Origin of the sequence: Demequina pelophila (assembly GCF_000971175.1) — a bacterium.
GTDB lineage: Bacteria > Actinomycetota > Actinomycetes > Actinomycetales > Demequinaceae > Demequina > Demequina pelophila.
Window position 1 is genome coordinate 256,783 of sequence record NZ_BBLY01000005.1, and the last position, 18,519, is coordinate 275,301.

The following is an 18,519-nucleotide window of genomic DNA, read 5'->3' on the forward strand; positions in this document are numbered from 1 at the left end:
GGCCGCCACGCGCGCGGCCTCAGCGGGACGGACGCGCCGCGCCCTCCAGCACCGCGCTGCCGTCCCCGCCACGACCCCCGGAGGCCACGCCCGCGGGCTCCCGCGCATCGTCCCCCGCAACGGGCAGGTCACCCGCTGCGTCGAGCGCCGGCTCCCCGAAGCCCAGGCGGTGCAGCACCTTGTCGGTCACCAGCCCCAGCAGCACTCCGCCCAGCGCACCGACGCCGATCGACACGACCACGTGGTCGAACAGCGACCCGGCGCCGACGCCGAGGACGGTCCAGTACCCGGCCCAGATCGCCGTGGCCACCGCGTCGATGATCATGAATCGGCGCGTCGGGTAGCGCAAGGCCCCGGCCATCGCGCTCACGGCGAGCCGCCCCATGGGGATGAAGCGGGCCGCGATGATGAACGCCGTGCCACGGCGCTCGAGCTGGGACTCCGCCCACACGAGGCTGCGCGCGACGCGCTCGCGCGCGAAGAACGGGTGACGGCGCACGTCGAGGCGCGCGCCGGCGAGGTAGATCAGCATGTCGCCGCACCACGCGCCGAACGCCGCGAGCAGGCAGATGAGCCACACCCATGGGGTACCCGTCTGCGCCCACGCCGTCGCGGTCGCGATCACCACCGACTCGCTGGGGACCACCGGGAAGAAGCCGTCGATCGCCGCGACCGCCCAGACGCCGGGGTAGATCCACCACGACTCGGTGAGCGAGAGGATCCACGCCTCGAAGGCGTCGATCCCGCCGAAGACGATGTGCCAGAGGTCGTTGAGCGCTTCGGTCACGTGCCCAGTGTCTCAGCCGGGCGCGGCCGGCGACATGGGGAAGGTCCCCCATCGGGACCGGACACCACGGATGGGTTCCGGACGGAGGAACCCGCTCAGAGGCTCAGGCGCTCCCGGACCACGTCCGCGAGGACGTCGGCGTGGTGCTGGGCGTCCGCGGCCGTGGCGGCCTCGACCATCACGCGCACGAGCGGCTCCGTGCCGGACGGGCGCAGCAGCACCCGGCCGTCGTCGCCGAGAGTCTTCCGCGTCGCCGCGACCGCCTCCTGCAGCACCGGGTCGGAGTGGACGCGGGTGCGGTCGGCGTTCTTCACGTTGACCAGCACCTGCGGCAGGATCTCGATGTCCTTGCACTGCTCACGCAGGGGTCCGGACGTCGCGACCCGCGCGGCCACGAGCAGCGCGGTGAGGATGCCGTCGCCCGTGGTCGCGTGCTCGGACACGATGACGTGGCCCGACTGCTCGCCGCCCAGGGAGAAGCCGCCCTCGCGCATCGCCTCGAGCACGTAGCGGTCTCCCACGGACGCCTCGACGATGTCGATGCCGGCGCGGCGCATGGCCTGGTGCAGGCCCAGGTTGCTCATCACGGTGGCGACCAAGGTGGAACGGTAGAGCGAGCCCGCGTCGTTCATGGCGATCGCCAGCAGGCCCATGATCAGGTCGCCGTTCACCACGGCGCCGGTGTGGTCGACGGCCAGGCAGCGGTCGGCGTCGCCGTCGAGGGCGACGCCCAGGTCCGCGCCGTGCTCGATGACGGCGGTCTGCAGCCCGCTCAGGTGAGTCGAGCCCACCCCGTCGTTGATGTTGAGCCCGTCGGGGGACGCGTTGATCACGGTCACGCGGGCGCCGGCGCGCTCGAGCGCGACCGGACCCACCGCGGACGCGGCGCCGTGCGCGGCGTCGACCACCAGGTGGACGCCGTCGAGCGGCGCCTCGGTGCCGGCGAAGGAGCGCACGGCGTCGACCACGTGGGTCACGTAGCGCTCGGCGAGCTCCGGTGAGGGGACGATGCGCCCCACGGCCGCGCCGGTGGGACGCTCCCACGGCTCGGCGAGACGGCCCTCGATGGCGGCCTCGACGGCGTCGTCGAGCTTGTGGCCACCGCGGGCGAAGAACTTGATGCCGTTGTCCGGCATGGGGTTGTGCGACGCCGAGATGACGACGCCCAGGTCCGCCCCGGTCGCTCCCGTGAGGAAGGCGACCGCGGGGGTGGGGACCACGCCCGCGTCGAGCACGTCGACGCCGGCAGACGCGAGACCGGCCGCGACAGCCGCGCCCAGGAACTCGCCTGAGACGCGGGTGTCGCGGCCGATGACGGCACGGGGCCGGTGCCCGGTGAACTCGCCCCGCTCCCCCAGGACGTGAGCCGCGGCGACCGCAAGGTCGACCGCCAGCTCCGCCGTGAGGTCGCGGTTGGCGAGGCCCCGGACACCGTCCGTGCCGAAGAGTCGCGCCATGCGCTGGATCAGCGCTTGGAGTACTGAGGAGCGCGGCGGGCCTTCTTGAGACCGGCCTTCTTGCGCTCGACCGCACGCGCGTCGCGGGACAGGAAGCCCGCCTTCTTCAGCGTCGGGCGGTTGTTGTCCTCGTCGATCTCGTTCAGCGCGCGCGAGACGCCCAGGCGCAGCGCACCGGCCTGGCCCGAGGGGCCGCCGCCGGCGATGCGGGCGTGCACGTCGAACTTGCCCTCGATGTCCAGGAGCGCGAACGGCGAGTTCACGAGCTGCTGGTGCACCTTGTTGGGGAAGTAGTCCTCGAGCTCACGGCCGTTGATGGTCCACTTGCCGGAGCCGGGGACCAGGCGCACGCGGGCGACGGCCTCCTTGCGACGGCCCAGACCCGCGCCCGGCGCGAGGTTGGTGACACCCTTGCCGCGCTCGGCCTGGGTCTCGGAGGTGTACTCGGTGGGGGTCTCGTTGTCGACCTCGGTCACATCGGTCACTTTTTCATCAATCCTTCGAAGTCAGCCGCGGATTACTGCGCGACCTGGGAGATCTCGAACGCCTGCGGCTGCTGCGCGGCGTGGGGGTGCTCGGCACCCGCGTACACCTTGAGGTGCTTGAGCTGGGCGGCACCGAGCTTCGTCTTGGGCAGCATGCCCTTGACGGCGTTCTCGATCACGCGGCGGGGGTTCTTCTCAAGAAGCTCGCCGATCGGCACGGCCGACAGACCGCCCGGGTAGCCCGAGTGGCGGTAGACCATCTTGTCGGTGAGCTTGGCGCCCGAGAGGGCGACCTTCTCAGCGTTGATGACGATGACGAAGTCACCGCAGTCGACGTGGGGCGCGAACGTCGCCTTGTGCTTGCCGCGAAGCAGCGAAGCGGCCTGGGAGGCCAGACGACCGAGGACCACGTCAGTAGCGTCGATGACGTACCAGTTCTTGGTGACGTCACCCGGCTTGGGAGAATACGTACGCACTGTGAAGCCTTACTTCTAACTCGTGTGGGTGGACGATGCACGGGGCATCGCGAAGCGTTTCGGTCGGCGGGTCCTGCGGCGGCGAGTGGGAGGCACCTCCACGAGGGAACGCACAACGACGCACCATGATACGCGAGCGCGCGCTGGCTGGTCAATCCGAACCGGAAAGTCCCGGCGGGTCGGTCACGGAAGGGTGCGCCGGCCTCGGGTAGCCTCGGCGCGCTCGGCCAGCAGCGCATCCTCCGGATACGTGACCTCCTCGAGCGTGAGGCCCTGCGGCGGGGCCACCGCGACCGCCTGCGAGCGCTCGGTCCCGGCGGCGACGTGCGCGAACCAGTCGAGGTCACGCCGCCCCTCCCCCACCGCCACGAGGGCGCCGACGAGCGAGCGCACCATCGAGTGGCAGAACGCGTCCGCGCGCACGGTGGCCACCACGAGGCCGGTGTCCGGGCCGGACGTCGCGCGCACCCAGGACAGCTCCTTGAGCTCGCGGATGGTCGTGGCGCCCTCGCGCGGCCGGCAGAAGGGCGCGAAGTCGCGCAGTCCCATCAGGGTGGACGATGCGGCGTTGAGGGCGTCGACGTCGAGCGGGCGGCTGGAGCGGGCGACGTGACGACGCCGCAGCACGTCGGGCACGCCATCGTCGAGACGGTAGGCGTAGCGGCGCTCGGTGGCCGAGAACCGCGCGTCGAAGCCGGGCGGGGCGACACGGACGGCGCGGATCACCACGTCGTCCGGGAGCAGCCCGTCCAGCCGCGTGTACAGGCCCTGGGCGGGCGTGCGGTCGGAGCGGCCCGGCATGCGCGCCCACGCGTCGGCGTCGATGTCGACGTGGGCGACCTGGCCGCGCGCGTGGACGCCGGCGTCGGTGCGGCCGGCGACGGTGACGCGGGACGGCCGCTCCTGGCGGAGGATCCGGGTGAGGGCGCCCTCGAGCACGCCCTGGACGGTGCGCAGCTCGGGCTGGACGGCCCAGCCGGAGAAGTCGGTGCCGTCGTAGGAAAGGTCGAGGCGGGCCCTCACGACAGGATGGTGCTCTGTCATGCGGACCCGCCTCGGGATGCCTGGCGGCGTTACTTGGACTCGGCCTCGTCGGCGGCCGCGGTCTCGGCGGCCTCCTCAGCGGCGGCCTCGGGGGCCTCGTCGGCGGCGACCTCGACGGTCTCCTCGACGACGGGCGCCTCCTCGGCCGGGGCGGCCTTGGCGGCGGCCTTCGCGGCCTCCTTGACGACGGCCTTCTTGGCGGGGGCGCCGGCCTCGACCAGCTCGATCACCGCGAGGGGCGCGTTGTCGCCCTTGCGGTTGCCGACCTTGGTGATGCGGGTGTAGCCGCCGTCACGCTCGGCGAAGCCGGGCGCGATCTCCGTGAACAGGGTGTGCACGACGCCCTTGTCCGAGAGGATGCCCAGCACCTTGCGGCGCGAGGCGAGGTCGCCGCGCTTGGCGAAGGTGACAAGGCGCTCGGCGTAGGGACGCAGGCGCTTGGCCTTGGTCACCGTGGTGGTGATGCGGCCGTGCTCGAACAGGCTCTGCGCGAGGTTGGCGAGCATCTGGCGCTCGTGAGCGGGGCCGCCTCCCAGGCGGGCACCCTTGGTGGGGGTAGGCATGAGTGAAGTTTCTCCTTGTTACTGCTCGTCGGTGCCCGAGAAGTACACGCCCGCGGAGCCGCCGTCGTACTCGACGGCGCCGTCCTTGAGCGAGAAGCCCAGCTCGGCGAGCTTCTCCTTGACCTCGGTGATCGACTTCTGGCCGAAGTTGCGGATGTCCATGAGGTCCGCCTCGGAGCGCGCGGTGAGCTCACCCACGGTGTGGATGCCCTCGCGCTTGAGGCAGTTGTAGGACCGCTGGGTGAGGTTCAGCTCCTCGATCGGCTGGTTGTAGTCCTCCTCGAGCGACTCGTCGGTGTCCGACGGGCCGATCTCGATGCCCTCGGCGTCCTCGTTGAGGCCGCGCGCGAGCGAGAAGAGCTCGACGAGCGTGGAGCCGGCGGACGCGAGCGCGTCGCGCGGCGAGATGGACGACTTGGTCTCCACGTCGATGATCAGCTCGTCGAAGTCCGTGCGCTGCGCGACACGGGTGGCCTCGACCTTGTAGGTCACCTTGAGGACCGGCGAGTAGATCGAGTCGACGGGGATCTGACCGATCTCGGCGTCGTAGCTCTTGTTGAGCGAGGCGGGCACGTAGCCGCGGCCGCGCTCGACGGTGAGCTCCACCTCGAACTTCGCCTTCGCGTTGAGCGTGGCGATGTGGAGGTCGGGGTTGTGGATCTCGACGCCCGCGGGCGGGGCGATGTCGGCACCGGTGACGGCGCCGGCACCCGACTTGCGCAGGTACATCACGACCGGCTCGTCGTGCTCCGACGACACCACCAGGTTCTTGAGGTTGAGGAGGATCTCGGTGACGTCCTCCTTCACCCCCTCGATGGTGGTGAACTCGTGCAGCACGCCCTCGAAGCGCACCGAGGTGATGGCCGCGCCCGGGATGGACGACAGCAGGGTGCGACGGAGCGAGTTGCCGAGCGTGTAGCCGAAGCCGGGCTCGAGCGGCTTGAGCGAGAACTGCGAACGGTTCTCGGCGATGACCTTCTCGGTCAGCGTGGGACGCTGTGCGATCAGCACGTTTGTTTCCTTTCCGAGCATCCGCTATCTGATGCTCGCAAAACCCTGCCGGGGTCGGTCCGGAAGGGGCCAGAAGCTGAAGGGGGACGGTGCACGGGCCGATGCTGTGCATCGGCCCGCGACCGACGGTTGCGCCTGAGCGCGGGCGTGCTAGTTGCGGCGACGCTTGGGCGGGCGGCAGCCGTTGTGCGCCTGCGGGGTGACGTCCTTGATGGAGGTCACCTCGAGGCCGGCGGCCGTCAGCGAGCGGATCGCGGTGTCGCGGCCCGAGCCCGGGCCCTTGACGAACACGTCCACCTTGCTCATGCCGGCGTCCTGGGCACGGCGCGCGGCGGCCTCGGCGGCCATCTGCGCGGCGTAGGGGGTCGACTTGCGCGAACCCTTGAAGCCCACCTGGCCGGAGGACGACCACGACACCACGGCGCCCGAGGGGTCCGTGATCGAGATGATCGTGTTATTGAAGGTCGACTTGATGTGCGCCTGACCGTGCGCGACGGTCTTCTTGATCTTCTTGCGCGGCTTGCGAGTCGGAGCGGCCATGGCTTACTTCTTCTTTCCGGCGACGGTCTTCTTGGGGCCCTTGCGCGTGCGCGCGTTGGTCTTCGTGCGCTGACCGCGCACGGGCATCCCGCGGCGGTGACGCAGACCCTGGTAGTTGCCGATCTCGACCTTGCGGCGGATGTCGGCGGTCACCTCGCGGCGCAGGTCGCCCTCGACGGTGAAGTTGGCCTCGATGTAGTCGCGGATCGCGACGAGCTGGTCATCGGTGGCGTCCTTGACGCGCAGGTCCACGCTGATGCCGGTGGCGGCGAGGATCTCCTGGGCGCGGGTACGGCCGATGCCGTAGATGTAGGTGAGTGCGATCTCCATGCGCTTGTCGCGCGGGATGTCGACTCCAACGATGCGTGCCATTGCTGGTTTTACTCCATCAGTAGTCGGAGGTCTGACGCTCGACCGCCCCGCCTAGTGTCGCGGGCCCCGGCCTCCGAGCCGGGGGTTTGATGCATATGGTCGAACGAGGATCGATATGGGGTGTGTCTAGCCCTGACGCTGCTTGTGGCGCAGGTTGTCGCAGATGACCATCACGCGGCCATTGCGTCGGATGACCTTGCACTTGTCGCAGATCGGCTTGACGCTGGGCTTAACCTTCATGGTTCTTTCCTTCGCCGTCGCGCGGCCCAGGGGCCGTCGACGACGTTGTTCACTTGTAGCGGTAGACGATGCGGCCGCGAGACAGGTCGTAGGGGCTCAACTCCACCACCACACGGTCCTCGGGGAGGATCCTGATGTAGTGCTGGCGCATCTTCCCTGAGATGTGCGCGAGGACGAGGTGACCGTTGGTCAGCTCGACGCGGAACGACGCGTTGGGCAGCGCCTCCACGACGACGCCCTCGACCTCGATGACTCCGTCTTTCTTGGCCATGAACTCCGCTAACGTTGGTGGACGGGGGTACGCGGGCGCGCAAAAACGCCCAACGGAAAACTATACGCCATCGGCGAAGCGCTCACAACCGCCAGACCTGGTGCCGCCTGCCTGCCGGTCAGGCCTCCCCGCGGCGCTCTGCCGCGCCGGCGGTCAGGGCCGCGGTCAGCGGGGCAGGACCGGACGCGCCATGGTGCGCGCCACCGGTCGCGGCGCATACATGCGTGCGACCCGACCCGTAGCCGGAGACGCGTCGGCCTCGACGGGGCGGGCAGGGCGGGGTCCGTCCTCGAGCTCGGCCGCCGGCGTGCGTGCCGCCTCCTGCGCCGCTCCCCCGGCGAGCGCGCGCCGCGCGATCCGCGCCACATCCTCGCGCCGGTGCTCGGCGAGGAGGCGCAGCACCTCCGCCGGCGCCGTGGCCGACCTCGCCAGCGCCTTGAGCACGGCAACGTCCCGGTCCCGGGCCAGGTGACCGGCGATCGAGCCGGCGAGCATGGGGTTCGCGGCGAGCGAGACCCTCACCCCGGGACGACGATCGTGGAGCAGGGCTCCCTGGACGCCCAGCGGGCAGTCGTGGCGCGCCGCGATCGCCTCGCGCACGTCCGGTGACCGGTGGGTCGACAGCTCGATGAGCCGCGAACGGCCCAGGCGCGCGGCGCGCGCCTCCATCACGATCGCGCGCAGCGCATCGTCCCTCGTCCCACCCGAGACGGGGACTCCGGAAGCGGCCAGCATCGCCCGCGACCAGCCGTCGTCACCCACGCCGGCCTCCTCTCCTGTGCAGGAGAGCGTAGGACACTGATATGTCGAGAACCTGAGGTGCGGGTAGCGAGAAGGTGAATTCTTGGCCGGTCCGGGCCGAACGAGGCTCCACGACGCGTCTACGAGGCCTCGGACGGGGGCCGGAACCCCCTCACGGGGGCGGTGCGCGTCGGCCGTGGCCGCGCGGGCGGATCCTGTGCCGCGGCGTGGCCCGCCGCCCCGGCCCCTGCTGGGGCTTCGGCTCTGACTCCGACGGATGCCAGCGCCTCGGACTCCCCCGGCGAAGCGGGATGCTCCCGCTCCGGCGCGCGGTCCGCCTGCCCCTCCGGCGTTCCCGCCACCCGGTCCCGCAGTTCCGGCGCCACGGCGGCACGGCCGGCCTTCCCCGCCGGAACCGCCTGCCGCGCCTCGAGCGCCTCCACTGCGGCGGCCTTGACCGGCCGCTTGCGGTGCATGGCCAGCCCGTCGATCACCGCCAGGGGCGCGGCCGGATTGCCGCACAGCGCCACCAGCACATCCTGGCTCCGGTCGCGGGCGAGGTGCTCGCAGACGGACCCGAGCAGCCGGGTGTTCCCCGCCAGCGCGGCGCGCACCTCGGGGTGGTGGTCGTTGACCAGGCGCACCATGAGCCCGAACGGGCAGTCCTCGCGGCGCGCGATGGCGGCGCGCACCAGGTGGTTGCGCGAGTCGCCCAGCTCCGTGAGGCGCTCCTTCGTCACGCCGGCCCGCCCGGCCTCCTCGATCTCGGGGCTCGCCCCGGGTGCGTAGCTGAATCCTCGCGCCATCGTCGCCCTCCCTCGGGGGGCGGCACGCGGGGTTCGGGCGCCGCACCTGACGGGCGCCGCCGTGGCGCCCGCTTGGCAGGCTACGGGCCGGTGCTTGCGTCCACGTGGCGCTGGGGTAACGGACTCGTGAACCGCTGTGCAATGCATCACACCAGGTAGGAGCCTGACTCGAGCGAGGTCACGGGGTGCCGAGCCGATTGCGCACGGTGCCTGGCAGGCTGAGGGCAGCGCGCCTGGTCGGGTCGCGGCTCAGGGAGCGACGGGCGTGACCCCATGGCGGGCAAGTCCCGCCGCGCCGCCGTCGGTCGCGGTGAGCACCCAGATGCCGTCCTCGTGCACCGCGATGGAGTGCTCCCAATGTGCCGCGCGGGAGCCGTCGAGGGACACGACCGTCCACTCGTCGTCCAGCACCGCGGACTCGGACGTGCCGCGGACGAACATGGGCTCGATCGCGACGCACAGGCCCGGGCGCACCTTGGCGCCCCGGCCGCGCACGCGGTAGTTGGGGACGTCGGGCTCCTGGTGCATCGCGGTGCCGATGCCGTGTCCCACGTAGCCCTCGATCGGGTGCAGGCGGTGACGGTCGGCGACCGACTCGATGGCTGCGGACACCTCGGCGATGCGGGAGGCCTTGGCCAGGGCCGCGATGCCGGCCCACAGACCCTGTCGCGTCGCGTCGACGAGCGCGACGTCCGCGGCCTCGCGCGGCTCGCCCACGATGAAGGAGATCGCGGAGTCGCCGTGCCAGCCGTCCACGATCGCGCCGCAGTCGACGGAGACCACGTCCCCCTCGGCGAGGACGCGGTCGCCCGGGATGCCGTGGACCACTTCCTCGTTGACCGAGATGCAGGTGGTGGCCGGGAAGCCGTGGTACCCGAGGAAGTTGGAGGTCGCCCCCGCCTCGGCGATGACCGCGGCGGCGGCCGCGTCCATCTGAGCGGTGGTCGCGCCGGCCACGCCCGCCGCCTTGGCGGCGGCGAGCGCGCGCTCGACGATCACCCCGGCGCTCGCCATCACGCGCATCTGCGCGCGGGTCTTGAGCTCGATCGAGCGGCGCATCTAGCGGTCGATGGCGGCCACGAGGCGCGCGGTGACCTCGTCGATCTCGCCCAGGCCGTCGACCTGCGCGAGCAGGCCCTTGTCCGCGTAGTACGCGGCCACGGGCGCGGTCTGCTCGGCGTAGACCTCGAGGCGCTTGCGGATCACCGGCTCGGTGTCGTCGGCGCGGCCCTCGATCTCGGCCCGCTTGAGCAGGCGCTCGGTCACCACGTCGACGTCCGCCGTCAGCTCGACCGCGACGTCCAGGGCCACGCCAAGCTCGGCGAGCATCGTGTCGAGGACGGCCGCCTGCTCGGGGTTGCGCGGGTAGCCGTCGAGCAGGAAGCCGGCCCGCACATCGTCCTGGGCGAGGCGGTCGCGCACCATGGCGTTGGTGACCTCGTCGGGCACCAGCTGGCCCGCGTCCATGAACTCCTTGGCACGGCGGCCCAGCTCGGTGCCGCCGCCCACGTTCGCGCGGAAGATGTCGCCGGTGGAGATGGCGGGGACGCCGTAGCGCTCGACCAGGCGAGCGGCCTGGGTGCCCTTGCCGGCACCGGGAGGACCAAGGAGGACTGCACGCATTACTTGAGGAACCCTTCGTAGTGACGCTGCTCGAGCTGGGACTGGATCCGCTTGACGGTGTCGAGACCGACGCCCACGAGGATCAGGATCGAGGTGCCGCCGAACGGGATCGACGCGGACAGGCCGAGGGCGACGAACAGGAGCGTCGGCGCCAGCGCCACGATCGCGAGGTACAGCGAGCCGGCCGCGGTGATGCGGGACAGCACGTAGTCGAGGAACTCGGCGGTCGGGGTGCCCGGGCGGATGCCGGGGATGAAGCCGCCGTACTTCTTCATGTTGTCCGCGACCTCGGTCGGGTTGAAGGTGATCGCCGTGTAGAAGTACGCGAAGAACACGATCAGCAGGATGTAGAGCGCGATGTGCAGCGGGGCGCTGGGGCTCACCAGATTGTTGTTGAGCCAGATCACCCAGTCGGACTGGTTGGTGCCCTGGAACTGCGAGATCACCTGCGGGATGGTGAGCAGCGAGGAGGCGAAGATCACCGGGATGATGCCGGCCATGTTGATCTTCAACGGGATGTAGGTGGACGAGCCACCCAGCATCTTGCGGCCCACCATGCGCTTGGCGTACTGGACGGGGATGCGGCGCTGCGACTGCTCGACGAACACGACCGCGACGATGACGACGAGCAGCATGAGCGCGACGAGGATCGTGTTGCGGATGCCGTCGGACGACGACCAGATCGTGGACACCGCGCCCGGGAACGATGCGGCCACGGAGGTGAAGATCAGCAGCGACATGCCGTTGCCGACGCCCCGCTCCGTGATGCGCTCACCGAGCCACATGATGAGGACGGTGCCCGCGGTCATGGTGAGCACCATGCCGGCGATGACCATCCACGAGTCGTTCGGGATCACGGGCACGGAGCAGCCCGGGAAGAAGATGCCGTTGCGCGCCATGGTGATGTACGACGCGGACTGGATGGCCGCGAAGCCCACCGTGATGTAGCGCGTGTACTGCGTGAGCTTGGCCTGCCCCTCGGCGCCCTCCTTGTGGAGCGTCTCGAAGCGCGGGATGAGGACCCTGAGCAGCTGCACCATGATCGACGCCGTGATGTACGGCATGATGCCCAGCGCGAAGACCGACAGCTGCAGCAGTGCGCCGCCGGAGAACAGGTTCAGGATCTGGAACGCCGAGTTGGTGCTCGTCTGGTTGAGACACTGCTGGACGTTCGAAAAGTCGACACCCGGAGTGGGGATCGAGACCCCGAGTCGGTAGATGGCGATGATGCCGATAGTGAAGAGGAGCTTCCTCCGCAGATCGGGCGTGCGGAACGCGTTGACGAAGCCACTCAGCATGGATCCTCCATAGCGGGTGTGATGGAACGAGAGACGCCACCGGGCCCGTCCATTGCGGACGGGCCCGGCGGAATCTTAACCCTCGTTGACCGAGCCGCCCGCGGCCTCGATCTTGGTCTTGGCCGACTGGGACACCTTGTCGGCGTCCACGACGGTGACCTTGACGGCGATGTCGCCGTCGCCGAGCACCTTGACCGGCTGGTTCTTGCGCACAGCGCCCTTGGCGACAAGGTCGGCCTTGGTCACGTCGCCGCCTTCGGGGAACAGGTCCCCGATCTGGCCGACGTTGACGACCTGGTACTGGACCTTGAAGGGGCTCTTGAAGCCGCGCAGCTTCGGAAGGCGCATGTGGAGCGGCGTCTGGCCGCCCTCGAAGCGCTCGGGCACCTGGTAGCGGGCGCCCGTACCCTTGGTACCGCGACCGGCCGTCTTGCCCTTCGACGCCTCACCACGACCCACACGGGTCTTGCGGGTGTGCGCGCCGGGGGCCGGACGGAGGTGGTGCACCTTGAGGGTCGCGGCCTTGTCGGCCTGCTCCTCGACGGGCGCCTTCTCCTCAGCAGCCTTCTTGGCGGCCGGCTTCTTGGCCGGAGCCTTCTTGGCGGCCGGCTTCTTGGCGGGGGTCTCCTCGACGGTCTCCGCCGTCTTGTTGTCCTCGGCCATCAGTCAACCTCCTCCACGGCGACCAGGTGGTCGACCGCCTTGACCATCCCGCGAATCTCGGGACGGTCCTCCTTGACGACGATGTCGCCGATGCGCTTGAGGCCGAGCGACCGCATGGTCTCGCGGTGCGCCGGCTTCACGCCGATCGTCGACTTCTTCTGAACGACCTTGAGTCGTGCCATTACGAGTTCACCCCCGCAGCCTGCGCGCGGAGCATCGCGGCCGGGGCCACGTCCTCCACGGCCTTGCCACGACGGGCGGCCACGGCCTCGGGGCGCTCGAGGCGCTTGAGGGCGTCGACCGTCGCGTGGACGATGTTGATCGCGTTGGACGAGCCGAGCGACTTGCTCAGCACGTCGTGGATGCCGGCGCACTCGAGCACCGCGCGCACCGGACCACCGGCGATCACACCGGTACCCGGGGACGCGGGGCGCAGGAACACGACACCCGCGGCGGCCTCACCCTGCACGGCGTGCGGGATGGTGCCCTGGATGCGCGGCACGCGGAAGAAGGAGCGCTTGGCCTCCTCGACTCCCTTGGAGATGGCGGCCGGCACCTCCTTCGCCTTGCCGTAGCCGATGCCGACGTTGCCCTCGCCGTCGCCCACGACCACCAGGGCGGTGAAGCTGAAGCGGCGACCGCCCTTCACGACCTTGGCGACGCGGTTGATGGTGACGACGCGCTCGACGAACTTGTTCTCCGGCTCGTTGTCGCGACGGTTGCCCCCGCGACGGCCGCTGTTGTTGTCAGCCATAATTCCTCGTTCCTGGCCCGCCCTTAGAGGGCGAGGCCCGCCTCTCGGGCGCCGTCGGCCACGGCGGCGACGCGGCCGTGGTACTTGTTGCCGCCGCGGTCGAACACGACCGCGTCGATGCCGGCAGCCTTGGCACGCTCGGCGACGAGCTCGCCGACCTTGGTGGCCTTGGCGGTCTTGTCGCCGTCGAGCGCACGCACGTCGGCCTCGAGGGTCGACGCCGACGCGAGCGTCTTGCCCACGGTGTCGTCGACGATCTGCGCGACCATGTGGCGGCTCGAGCGGGTCACGACGAGGCGGGGACGGGCGGTGGTGCCGGAGATCTTCTTGCGCAGGCGGAAGTGGCGGCGCTTGCGCGCGATGGCCTTGCCCTTGCCCTTGATTGCGATACCCATGTCTTACTTACCCGTCTTTCCTGCCTTGCGGCGGACCTGCTCGCCGGCGTAGCGGACACCCTTGCCCTTGTACGGCTCGGGCTTGCGAATCTTGCGGATGTTCGCCGCAACCTCGCCCACCTGCTGCTTGCTGATGCCGGCAACGGTGAACCTGGTGGGGCTCTCGACCGTGAAGGTGATGCCCTCGGGCGGGGTCACGACCACCGGGTGCGAGAAGCCGAGCGCGAACTCGAGGTCCTTGCCCTTCAGCGCGACGCGGTAACCGGTACCGACGATCTCGAGCTTCTTCTCGTAGCCCTGGGTCACGCCCTGGACCATGTTCGCGATCAGGGTGCGGGTGAGGCCGTGCAGCGACTTCGAGAGGCGCTCGTCGTTCGGACGCGCGACCTCGAGGCCCTCGTCGCCCTGGGCGACGGTGATCGGCGAGGCGACGGTGTGGGTCAGCGAGCCCTTGGGGCCCTTGACCGTGACGTCGGCGCCGTCGATAGAGATGTCCACTCCGGAGGGAACCGGAACGGGGAGCTTGCCAATGCGAGACATTGCTTCAGTCTTCCTTTCCGGTTACCAGACGAACGCGACGACCTCGCCGCCGACGCCCTTCTTCTCGGCCTCGCGGTCGGTCAGCAGACCGGAGGAGGTGGACAGGATGGCCACGCCGAGGCCGCCCAGGACCTTGGGGAGGTTGGTGGACTTCGCGTAGACGCGGAGACCGGGCTTCGACACACGGCGCACACCGGCGAGCGAGCGCTCGCGGTTCGGGCCGTACTTCAGCGTGAGGGTGAGGGTCTTGCCCACCTCGGCGTCCTCGACGGACGAGCCGGAGATGTAGCCCTCGGACTCCAGGATCGTGGCGATGTTCGCCTTGAGCTTGGAGTGCGGCATCGACACGGACTCGTGGTAGGCCGCGTTCGCGTTACGCAGACGCGTCAGCATGTCTGCGATGGGGTCAGTCATCGTCATGAGTGTTGAACTCTTCCTCGCCGTGGTTTCCCGAGAGGGGACCTGTGGCGTAGTGGTTTACCAGCTGCTCTTGGTGATCCCGGGCAGCTCACCGCGGTGAGCCATCTCGCGGAAGCACACGCGGCAGAGGCCGAACTTGCGGTACACCGAGTGCGGACGACCGCACTTCTGGCACCGGGTGTAGGCGCGGACGGCGAACTTCTGCTTGCCGGCGGCCTTGTTCTTCAGCGCAGTCTTGGCCATGTCCTACTTCTCCTTGAAGGGGAAGCCCAGCTGCTTGAGCAGCGAGCGGCCCTCGTCGTCGGTCGTGGCGGTGGTCACTACGGTGATGTCCATGCCACGGACGCGGTCGATCTTGTCCTGGTTGATCTCGTGGAACATCGACTGCTCGGTGAGACCGAAGGTGTAGTTGCCGTTGCCGTCGAACTGCTTGGGGCTGAGGCCGCGGAAGTCGCGGATGCGGGGCAGCGCGATGGAGAGCAGGCGGTCCAGGAACTCCCACATGCGGTCGCCGCGCAGCGTGACGTGCGCGCCGATCGGCTGACCCTCGCGCAGCTTGAACTGCGCGATGGACTTGCGGGCCTTGGTGACCTGCGGCTTCTGGCCGGTGATCGCGGTGAGGTCCGCGATCGCGCCCTCGATGAGCTTCGAGTCCTTCGCGGCGTCGCCCACACCCATGTTGACGACGACCTTGGTGAGGCCGGCGACCTGGTTGATGTTCTCGTGGCCGAACTCCTCGCGGAGCTTCGCGATGATCTCGTTGCGGTACTTGTCCTTGAGACGCGGCGTGGTGGTCGCGGCAGTCATCAGACGTCCTTACCCGAGCGCTTGGCGACACGCACGCGCACCTGGCGCTTGCGTCCGTCACGCTCGACCTCGTCCGTGCGGTAGCCCACACGGGTGCCCTTCTTGGTCTCCGGGTCCACGAGCATCACGTTCGAGATGTGAAGCGGGGCCTCGACGGTGACGAGGCCGCCCTCCGCGTTGTCGCGGCGGGTGCCCGGCTTGATGTGCTTGGTCACGCGCTGGATGCCCTCGACCACGACGCGCTCGCGCTCCGGGTCGACGGACAGCACGCGGCCCTGCTGACCGCGGTCACGGCCGGCGATGACGACCACGAGGTCGCCCTTCTTGATCTTCGCCATCAGATGACCTCCGGTGCCAGCGAGATGATCTTCATGAACTTCTTGTCGCGCAGCTCGCGGCCCACGGGGCCGAAGATGCGGGTGCCGCGCGGGTCACCGTCGAGGTTCTTGAGGATCACCGCGGCGTTCTCGTCGAAACGGATGTACGAGCCGTCGGGACGGCGGCGCTCCTTGGTGGTGCGCACGACGACCGCCTTGACGACGTCGCCCTTCTTGACGTTGCCGCCGGGGATCGCGTCCTTGACGGAGGCGACGATGACGTCGCCGATGCCGGCGTAGCGACGCTGCGAGCCACCGAGCACGCGGATGCAGAGGACTTCCTTCGCACCCGTGTTGTCGGCGACGCGCAGTCGCGACTCCTGCTGAATCATGTGTGTCTCCTGTCGTCTGGTTCTCGCTCCGCGGAGCGAGCCTGGTCGAACCTAGTTACTTGGCCTTCTCGACGATCTCGACCAGGCGCCACCGCTTGGAAGCGGACAGCGGCCGGGTCTCCATGACCACGACGAGGTCGCCGATGCCGGCGGTGTTGGCCTCGTCGTGGGCCTTGATCTTGCTGGTACGGCGCATGACCTTGCCGTAGAGCGGGTGCTTGACGCGGTCCTCGATCTCCACGGTGATGGTCTTGTCCATCTTGTCCGACGTCACGTAGCCGCGGCGCGTCTTGCGGTAGGCGCGGTGCTCCTCGGTCGCCGTCGTGTGCTTCTTGGTCGACATTGTCCTGTTCCTTATGCCTTCGCGGAGGGAGCGGTGCGGATGCCGAGCTCGCGCTCACGCAGGATCGTGTAGATCCGCGCGATGTCGCGCTTGACGGCCTTGAGACGCCCGTGGTTCTCGAGCTGACCGGTGGCCGACTGGAAGCGCAGGTTGAACAGCTCCTCCTTGGCCTTCTTCAGCTCCTCGAGGAGGCGCTCGTTCTCCATGCCGTCCAGCTCGGAGGGCATGAGGTCCTTGGTACCGATGGCCATCAGATGTCACCACCCTCACGGGAAACGAAACGGGTCTTCATGGGGAGCTTGTGCTGCGCGCGGCGCATGGCCTCGCGGGCGAGCTCCTCGGGAACGCCGGCCAGCTCGAACATGACGCGGCCGGGCTTGATGTTGGCGACCCACCACTCGGGCGAGCCCTTACCGGAGCCCATGCGGACCTCGGCGGGCTTCTTGGTGAGCGGACGGTCGGGGTAGATGTTGATCCACACCTTTCCGCCACGCTTGATGTGACGGGTCATCGCGATACGCGCCGCCTCGATCTGGCGGTTGGTGACGTAGGCGGGCTCGAGAGCCTGGATGCCGAAGTCGCCGAACGAGACGGTGGTGCCGCCCTTGGCAGCGCCCGAACGCTTCGGGTGGTGCTGCTTGCGGTGCTTCACTCGACGGGGGATGAGCATGTCTTAGCCTTCCTTCCCAGCGTCGGCCTTGGCCTCGGCGGCGGGAGCCTCGGCCGCAGGGGCCTCGGTCTGGCGGGGGGCGGAGTCACGGCGGGGACCGCGGTCGCCGCGGTCGCCACGACCACGGCCACGCTGCGGACGGGGGGCCTTCGCCTGCTCGGCGGCCCACTCCTTCTCCGTCATGTCGCCCTTGTAGATCCACACCTTCACGCCGATCTGGCCGAAGGTGGTGCGGGCCTCGAAGAAGCCGTAGTCGATGTTCGCGCGGAGGGTGTGCAGCGGCACGCGGCCCTCACGGTAGAACTCCGAACGCGACATCTCGGCGCCGCCGAGACGGCCCGCGCACTGCACACGGATGCCCTTGGCACCGGCGCGGAGCGCGGACTGCATGCCCTTGCGCATGGCACGGCGGAACGAGACTCGCGAGGCGAGCTGCTCGGCGATGCCCTGGGCGACGAGCTGGGCGTCGACCTCGGCGTTCTTGACCTCGAGGATGTTGAGCTGGACCTGCTTGCCGGTCAGCTTCTCGAGGTTGGCGCGAAGCTTGTCCGCCTCGGCGCCGCGGCGGCCGATGACGATGCCCGGGCGCGCGGTGTGGAGGTCGACGCGCACACGCTCACGGGTGCGCTCGATCTCCACCTTCGACACGCCGGCACGCTCGAGGCCCTGCGACATGAGCTTGCGGATCTTGACGTCCTCGTCCACGTAGTCGCGGTAGCGCTCGCCCTTCTTGGTCGAGTCGGCGAACCAGCGCGAACGGTGGTCGGTCGTGATGCCCAGGCGGTAGCCGTGGGGGTTGACCTTCTGTCCCATTTTTTGGCTCCCTTACTTGGCAGCGACCGGGGTCGCGACGATGACGGTGATGTGGCAGGAGCGCTTGAGGATGCGGTTGGCACGACCCTGAGCGCGCGGCTGAATGCGCTTCATGGTCGGACCCTCATCCACAAAGATCTCCTTGATGACGAGCTCGCGCTCGTCGAAACGCTCGCCGGCCTGCTCGGCCTTGACACGCGCGTTCGCGACGGCGGACTCGATGAGCTTGCGCACGTCGGTGGCGACGGCCTGCGGCTGGAACTTGAGCGAGGCCGCAGCCTCCTGGGCGTTCTGACCACGGACCAGGTTCACGACGCGGCGAGCCTTCTGGGCGGTCACGCGGATGTACCGCGTCTGCGCCTTGGCTTCCATACTTCTGACTCCTCTTACCTACGCTCGGGCGCCTTAGCGGCGGCCCTTGCGGTCGTCCTTGACGTGGCCCTTGAACGTGCGCGTCGGGGCGAACTCGCCCAGCTTGTGCCCAACCATCGACTCGGTGACGAACACCGGGACGTGCTTGCGGCCGTCGTGCACGGCAAAGGTGTGACCCAGGAAGTCGGGCGTGATGACCGACCGACGCGACCAGGTCTTGATGACGTTCTTGGTACCGGCTTCGTTCTGGGCGTCCACCTTCTTGAGGAGGTGGCCGTCGATGAAGGGGCCCTTCTTGAGGCTACGCGGCATTTCTCAG

Annotated in this window: 32 protein-coding genes; all 32 read right to left on the minus strand. The window is 69.4% G+C overall.

Annotation, left to right across the window (positions count from 1 at the left end; all coding sequences use genetic code 11):
• Positions 1–19 precede the first annotated feature (19 nt).
• Positions 20–787 carry a DedA family protein gene (locus tag AOM03_RS09175; protein ID WP_062380575.1) on the minus strand — a complete coding sequence of 256 codons (768 nt, stop codon included), beginning with the start codon at positions 785–787 and terminating at the stop codon, positions 20–22.
• 95 nt (positions 788–882) lie between these two features.
• Complete coding sequence (gene glmM / locus AOM03_RS09180; protein WP_062380577.1) at positions 883–2,244, minus strand: phosphoglucosamine mutase; 1,362 nt, start codon at positions 2,242–2,244, stop codon at positions 883–885.
• An 8-nt stretch (positions 2,245–2,252) separates the two neighbouring features.
• On the minus strand, positions 2,253–2,729 hold the full coding sequence (gene rpsI, locus AOM03_RS09185; protein WP_062380579.1) for a 30S ribosomal protein S9: 477 nt from the start codon (positions 2,727–2,729) through the stop codon (positions 2,253–2,255).
• A gap of 32 nt (positions 2,730–2,761) precedes the next feature.
• The gene (gene rplM / locus AOM03_RS09190; RefSeq protein WP_062380581.1) at positions 2,762–3,205 is read right to left on the minus strand and encodes a 50S ribosomal protein L13; all 444 of its coding nucleotides are present in this window, start codon (positions 3,203–3,205) and stop codon (positions 2,762–2,764) included.
• A gap of 183 nt (positions 3,206–3,388) precedes the next feature.
• A complete protein-coding gene (gene truA / locus AOM03_RS09195; RefSeq protein ID WP_062380583.1) occupies positions 3,389–4,249 on the minus strand; it encodes a tRNA pseudouridine(38-40) synthase TruA in 861 nt (286 codons plus the stop codon).
• Between the two features lie 29 nt (positions 4,250–4,278).
• Positions 4,279–4,812 carry a 50S ribosomal protein L17 gene (gene rplQ, locus AOM03_RS09200; RefSeq protein ID WP_062380585.1) on the minus strand — a complete coding sequence of 178 codons (534 nt, stop codon included), beginning with the start codon at positions 4,810–4,812 and terminating at the stop codon, positions 4,279–4,281.
• 18 nt (positions 4,813–4,830) lie between these two features.
• Positions 4,831–5,823 (minus strand): DNA-directed RNA polymerase subunit alpha, encoded by a 993-nt coding sequence (locus AOM03_RS09205; protein ID WP_062380587.1) that lies wholly within the window; start codon positions 5,821–5,823, stop codon positions 4,831–4,833.
• Between the two features lie 150 nt (positions 5,824–5,973).
• Entirely contained in the window at positions 5,974–6,363 is a 390-nt protein-coding gene (gene rpsK / locus AOM03_RS09210; protein WP_061963598.1) for a 30S ribosomal protein S11, read from the minus strand.
• A 3-nt stretch (positions 6,364–6,366) separates the two neighbouring features.
• The gene (rpsM, locus tag AOM03_RS09215) at positions 6,367–6,735 is read right to left on the minus strand and encodes a 30S ribosomal protein S13 (RefSeq protein WP_062380589.1); all 369 of its coding nucleotides are present in this window, start codon (positions 6,733–6,735) and stop codon (positions 6,367–6,369) included.
• A 126-nt stretch (positions 6,736–6,861) separates the two neighbouring features.
• The gene (rpmJ, locus tag AOM03_RS09220; RefSeq protein WP_061960951.1) at positions 6,862–6,975 is read right to left on the minus strand and encodes a 50S ribosomal protein L36; all 114 of its coding nucleotides are present in this window, start codon (positions 6,973–6,975) and stop codon (positions 6,862–6,864) included.
• A gap of 49 nt (positions 6,976–7,024) precedes the next feature.
• Positions 7,025–7,246, minus strand: a complete 222-nt coding sequence (gene infA, locus AOM03_RS09225) for a translation initiation factor IF-1 (RefSeq protein WP_042213122.1) — start codon at positions 7,244–7,246, stop codon at positions 7,025–7,027.
• 165 nt (positions 7,247–7,411) lie between these two features.
• Positions 7,412–8,008, minus strand: a complete 597-nt coding sequence (locus AOM03_RS09230; RefSeq protein WP_062380591.1) for a hypothetical protein — start codon at positions 8,006–8,008, stop codon at positions 7,412–7,414.
• A 119-nt stretch (positions 8,009–8,127) separates the two neighbouring features.
• Positions 8,128–8,793 (minus strand): hypothetical protein, encoded by a 666-nt coding sequence (locus AOM03_RS09235; protein ID WP_062380593.1) that lies wholly within the window; start codon positions 8,791–8,793, stop codon positions 8,128–8,130.
• Positions 8,794–9,042: 249 nt separating this feature from the next.
• Entirely contained in the window at positions 9,043–9,852 is an 810-nt protein-coding gene (gene map, locus AOM03_RS09240) for a type I methionyl aminopeptidase (RefSeq protein WP_062380595.1), read from the minus strand.
• The gene (locus AOM03_RS09245; RefSeq protein WP_062380597.1) at positions 9,853–10,416 is read right to left on the minus strand and encodes an adenylate kinase; all 564 of its coding nucleotides are present in this window, start codon (positions 10,414–10,416) and stop codon (positions 9,853–9,855) included. It abuts the gene before it with no gap.
• Positions 10,416–11,714: a preprotein translocase subunit SecY gene (secY, locus tag AOM03_RS09250; protein WP_062380599.1), complete on the minus strand. Its 1,299-nt coding sequence runs from the start codon at positions 11,712–11,714 to the stop codon at positions 10,416–10,418. Before secY ends, AOM03_RS09245 begins: the two co-directional genes overlap by 1 nt.
• A 75-nt stretch (positions 11,715–11,789) precedes the next feature.
• Complete coding sequence (rplO, locus tag AOM03_RS09255) at positions 11,790–12,377, minus strand: 50S ribosomal protein L15 (RefSeq protein WP_082092292.1); 588 nt, start codon at positions 12,375–12,377, stop codon at positions 11,790–11,792.
• Positions 12,377–12,559: a 50S ribosomal protein L30 gene (rpmD, locus tag AOM03_RS09260; protein WP_062380602.1), complete on the minus strand. Its 183-nt coding sequence runs from the start codon at positions 12,557–12,559 to the stop codon at positions 12,377–12,379. The genes rplO and rpmD overlap by 1 nt, the downstream gene beginning before the upstream one ends.
• Entirely contained in the window at positions 12,559–13,131 is a 573-nt protein-coding gene (rpsE, locus tag AOM03_RS09265; protein WP_062380604.1) for a 30S ribosomal protein S5, read from the minus strand. Before rpsE ends, rpmD begins: the two co-directional genes overlap by 1 nt.
• A gap of 23 nt (positions 13,132–13,154) precedes the next feature.
• Positions 13,155–13,526 carry a 50S ribosomal protein L18 gene (gene rplR, locus AOM03_RS09270; protein ID WP_062380606.1) on the minus strand — a complete coding sequence of 124 codons (372 nt, stop codon included), beginning with the start codon at positions 13,524–13,526 and terminating at the stop codon, positions 13,155–13,157.
• A 3-nt stretch (positions 13,527–13,529) separates the two neighbouring features.
• On the minus strand, positions 13,530–14,066 hold the full coding sequence (gene rplF, locus AOM03_RS09275) for a 50S ribosomal protein L6 (RefSeq protein WP_062380608.1): 537 nt from the start codon (positions 14,064–14,066) through the stop codon (positions 13,530–13,532).
• 21 nt (positions 14,067–14,087) lie between these two features.
• A complete protein-coding gene (rpsH, locus tag AOM03_RS09280) occupies positions 14,088–14,486 on the minus strand; it encodes a 30S ribosomal protein S8 (protein WP_062380610.1) in 399 nt (132 codons plus the stop codon).
• Between the two features lie 57 nt (positions 14,487–14,543).
• Positions 14,544–14,729 carry a type Z 30S ribosomal protein S14 gene (locus tag AOM03_RS09285; RefSeq protein WP_042213145.1) on the minus strand — a complete coding sequence of 62 codons (186 nt, stop codon included), beginning with the start codon at positions 14,727–14,729 and terminating at the stop codon, positions 14,544–14,546.
• A gap of 3 nt (positions 14,730–14,732) precedes the next feature.
• Positions 14,733–15,293, minus strand: coding sequence for a 50S ribosomal protein L5 (gene rplE / locus AOM03_RS09290; RefSeq protein WP_062380612.1), 561 nt, complete (start codon positions 15,291–15,293; stop codon positions 14,733–14,735).
• The gene (gene rplX, locus AOM03_RS09295; RefSeq protein WP_062380620.1) at positions 15,293–15,631 is read right to left on the minus strand and encodes a 50S ribosomal protein L24; all 339 of its coding nucleotides are present in this window, start codon (positions 15,629–15,631) and stop codon (positions 15,293–15,295) included. The genes rplE and rplX overlap by 1 nt, the downstream gene beginning before the upstream one ends.
• Positions 15,631–16,002 carry a 50S ribosomal protein L14 gene (rplN, locus tag AOM03_RS09300; RefSeq protein WP_062380623.1) on the minus strand — a complete coding sequence of 124 codons (372 nt, stop codon included), beginning with the start codon at positions 16,000–16,002 and terminating at the stop codon, positions 15,631–15,633. Before rplN ends, rplX begins: the two co-directional genes overlap by 1 nt.
• 55 nt (positions 16,003–16,057) lie before the next feature.
• Entirely contained in the window at positions 16,058–16,345 is a 288-nt protein-coding gene (rpsQ, locus tag AOM03_RS09305; RefSeq protein WP_042213157.1) for a 30S ribosomal protein S17, read from the minus strand.
• 11 nt (positions 16,346–16,356) lie between these two features.
• A complete protein-coding gene (gene rpmC / locus AOM03_RS09310) occupies positions 16,357–16,596 on the minus strand; it encodes a 50S ribosomal protein L29 (protein WP_062380624.1) in 240 nt (79 codons plus the stop codon).
• On the minus strand, positions 16,596–17,015 hold the full coding sequence (rplP, locus tag AOM03_RS09315; protein ID WP_062380626.1) for a 50S ribosomal protein L16: 420 nt from the start codon (positions 17,013–17,015) through the stop codon (positions 16,596–16,598). The genes rpmC and rplP overlap by 1 nt, the downstream gene beginning before the upstream one ends.
• A 3-nt stretch (positions 17,016–17,018) precedes the next feature.
• Positions 17,019–17,828, minus strand: a complete 810-nt coding sequence (gene rpsC, locus AOM03_RS09320) for a 30S ribosomal protein S3 (RefSeq protein WP_062380628.1) — start codon at positions 17,826–17,828, stop codon at positions 17,019–17,021.
• Positions 17,829–17,840: 12 nt separating this feature from the next.
• A complete protein-coding gene (rplV, locus tag AOM03_RS09325; protein ID WP_062380630.1) occupies positions 17,841–18,200 on the minus strand; it encodes a 50S ribosomal protein L22 in 360 nt (119 codons plus the stop codon).
• Positions 18,201–18,233: 33 nt separating this feature from the next.
• Entirely contained in the window at positions 18,234–18,512 is a 279-nt protein-coding gene (gene rpsS, locus AOM03_RS09330; protein WP_062380632.1) for a 30S ribosomal protein S19, read from the minus strand.
• Between the last annotated feature and the right edge of the window lie 7 nt (positions 18,513–18,519).